The sequence below is a fragment of the Armatimonas sp. genome, from assembly GCF_031410135.1.
GTDB lineage: Bacteria > Armatimonadota > Armatimonadia > Armatimonadales > Armatimonadaceae > Armatimonas.
Genome location: NZ_JANNYP010000597.1, coordinates 1 through 1,936 on the forward strand (window position 1 = coordinate 1; position 1,936 = coordinate 1,936).

The following is a 1,936-nucleotide window of genomic DNA, read 5'->3' on the forward strand; positions in this document are numbered from 1 at the left end:
CGGTGCATCTTGGGCGGCAAGGATCTGTTCAAAGCGTTGGCGAAGTCGCTGTTTCGTTTCTTCTGTCATCCCCCTATGATGACGACTTTAGGAGCAGAAGGCAAATCGGCTTGCCTCACCACTTTTTTGTCCTGCACCCCATGAGCCCCTATGCCTTGACTCGGTGCGCAATCTACGATAGAATTTGACGCCTGTTGGTTTGTCAGAGGGTTTCCCGTTGTAGCTCAGCCCGGATAGAGCGGTCCCGTCCTAAGGGAAAGGCCGGGGGTTCGAATCCCTCCGACGGGATTTTCTGACAGTTGCCAAAAACGACCTGGAGAGGTCGCATAGTTGGTCTAGTGCGTCCGCCTCGAAAGCGGATGAGTGCAAGCTCCGTGGGTTCGAATCCCACCCTCTCCGCTTCCCCTCTCCTCCGACGGCGAAAAAATATCTCTGAAGAGGCTTTCCGGTTTATGAGTGCTCGTGGGAGTTCTCTTCTATGAGTAACCTTACCAACACGGTTCGCCTTCACCGTATTCTTCGCGCCGCACCGGAGCGTGTCTACCGCGCCTTTCTAGACCCGGCAGCTATAGCCAAGTGGATAGCACCACATGGGTTCACCTGCCACATCCACCACATGGATGCCCGCGTCGGCGGCACCTACAAGATGTCCTTTACCAACTTTGGCACCCAGAAGAGCCACTCGTTTGGTGGAACCTATGTCGAGCTGACACCCCACGAGACGATTCGCTACACCGACCAGTTTGATGACCCAAATCTGCCGGGCACCATCAACGTTACCATCTCGTTACGGAGCGTGGCCTGTGGCACGGAGCTGACGATTCTTCAGGAAGGACTCCCCGCTACGATTCCCGTGGAGTTCTGCTACCTGGGCTGGCAGGAGTCCCTTGCTCTGCTTGCGCACTTGGTCGAGCCGGAAATTCCCGATGGCCCCTAAGCTTTTCACGGGACATACTACTAGCCATGGAATGCTCCACGCCAAGTAGGGTATTCTCACCTAGATGACGCCTCTGGAAGTGCTCCTTACCGACGTCCGTGCCTGCACGCTCTGCGCGGAGCACCTGCCCCACGGGCCACGCCCGGTGCTCCAGTGCCACTCCGACGCACGCATCCTAATCGTCGGGCAGGCGCCGGGGCGGCGCGTCCATGCCTCGGGAATTCCCTTCGATGACCCGAGCGGGGAGCGGCTCCGCGACTGGCTGGGGATCACACCCACCGTTTTCTACGACCCACACCAGATCGCGCTGCTTCCGATGGGCTTTTGCTACCCCGGCACAGGCAAGTCCGGCGACCTGCCCCCGCGCCCCGAGTGCGCCCCGGCTTGGCGCGAGAAGCTACTCTCGCATCTGCCAAATCTCCAGCTCACCCTCGTGATCGGGCAGTACGCCATGGCGTATCATTTGCCTGATGCCAAAAAAAACGTCACCGAGACCGTTCAAGACTGGCGCGAGCACTGGCCGAGTGTCGTCCCCTTGCCTCATCCCAGCCCGCGCAATAATCTCTGGCTCCGCCGCAATCCCTGGTTCGATGAAGACATCGTCCCTGCCCTCCGCACTCGTGTCGCTGAAGTGCTTACGGGTATCCTATAGCCATGAGTAAGTTCACCTTTCCTGTTGATACAGAGAGCGAAGCCTTCTGCCTGGAGATCGCCAAGACAATGGCGTTTTACTTTGGCCTCTCTCTCGACGATGCCATTGACCGAATCAACAAGCACTGGCAGCACACCACCTTTGCCGCTGGTGAGCTACTTTTCCATGAGACCACCGAATACTGGGCACGATGGATTTTTCTGGGCAATGAGACATGGCACCTCCCGAGCTACTGGATACAAAACCAGCTTCGGATTGAGCGCAAGCTCGACCAGATTCAAGCGCACCTGGGAATCGCCCCCCCGCCGCTCTCCGAGTTGCTACAAGACCTCGTCCGCCAGGGCAAG

At 58.2% G+C, this 1,936-nt stretch carries 3 protein-coding genes and 2 tRNA genes; all 5 read left to right on the forward strand.

The window, feature by feature from the left end:
• The first annotated feature begins 213 nt into the window (after positions 1-213).
• Positions 214-288 (forward strand) — tRNA-Arg (locus RMO15_RS21860).
• A gap of 27 nt (positions 289-315) precedes the next feature.
• Positions 316-399, forward strand: a tRNA-Ser gene (locus RMO15_RS21865).
• A gap of 79 nt (positions 400-478) precedes the next feature.
• Positions 479-937: an SRPBCC family protein gene (locus tag RMO15_RS21870; protein ID WP_309717140.1), complete on the forward strand. Its 459-nt coding sequence runs from the start codon at positions 479-481 to the stop codon at positions 935-937.
• Between the two features lie 64 nt (positions 938-1,001).
• Positions 1,002-1,589 (forward strand): uracil-DNA glycosylase family protein, encoded by a 588-nt coding sequence (locus tag RMO15_RS21875; RefSeq protein WP_309717144.1) that lies wholly within the window; start codon positions 1,002-1,004, stop codon positions 1,587-1,589.
• Positions 1,590-1,591: 2 nt separating this feature from the next.
• On the forward strand, positions 1,592-1,936 hold a 345-nt coding region (locus RMO15_RS21880; protein WP_309717147.1), incomplete at its 3' end, for a hypothetical protein.